The sequence below is a fragment of the Cobetia sp. LC6 genome (genome assembly GCF_030264805.1).
In the GTDB taxonomy this organism is placed as follows: Bacteria; Pseudomonadota; Gammaproteobacteria; order Pseudomonadales; family Halomonadaceae; genus Cobetia.
In genome coordinates this window covers 1-648 of record NZ_JASSPL010000036.1, presented here as the reverse complement: position 1 = coordinate 648, position 648 = coordinate 1, and the positions used below count along the sequence as shown (strand labels likewise).

The following is a 648-nucleotide window of genomic DNA, read 5'->3' as shown; positions in this document are numbered from 1 at the left end:
GGTCTCGGACAGGACTGGCGCATCCGGCGCAGCAGTATCGACGGTGAGGGTGAACTCGCCAGAGGCTGCACTTTCGTTGCCAGCGGCATCGGTCGCGGTGACGCTGAAGACGTGATCACCTTCGGTGAGATCAGTGCTCGGGGTGTAGTTCCAGGCGCCATTGGCATCGGCCGTCACGCTATCAACGACTTCGCCGTTGTGGGTGATGGTGACGGTGCTGCTGGCTTCGGCGCTGCCGGTCAGCGTTGGCGTCGCGTCATTGGTGCTGTCGCCGGAGGTGAGGGTACCGGTCACGGCTTCCACATCATCCGTGGCGGAGGCGATGGTCGGGGTGTTGGGGGCAGTGACATCTGCAGCTTCCGGCACCACCAGGGCGTCGGAGACCGGGCTTTCGTTGCCCGCGGCGTCAGTGACAGTGGCGGTCAGCTCAGCGCCGGCCTCCTGCTTCGGAGACAGCGTGATGCTGAACGTGCCGTCATCGGCAACAGTGCCGGTACCCAGCAGATCGCCATCACCATTGGTGACTTCGACGGTGCCACCGGCCTCGGCGCTGCCATTGGCCGTCTCGCCATCGGTCTCGGACAGAACCGGCGCATCCGGTGCTGAAGTATCAACTGTCAGCGTGAACTCGCCAGACGGCGCGCTCAC

Annotated in this window: 1 protein-coding gene; it reads right to left on the bottom strand. The window is 64.8% G+C overall.

Going from position 1 to position 648, the window contains the following annotated elements; translation table 11 throughout:
- Positions 1-648 (bottom strand): Ig-like domain-containing protein (locus QQF40_RS17005; protein WP_285462033.1); only part of this gene is annotated, 648 nt, incomplete at both ends.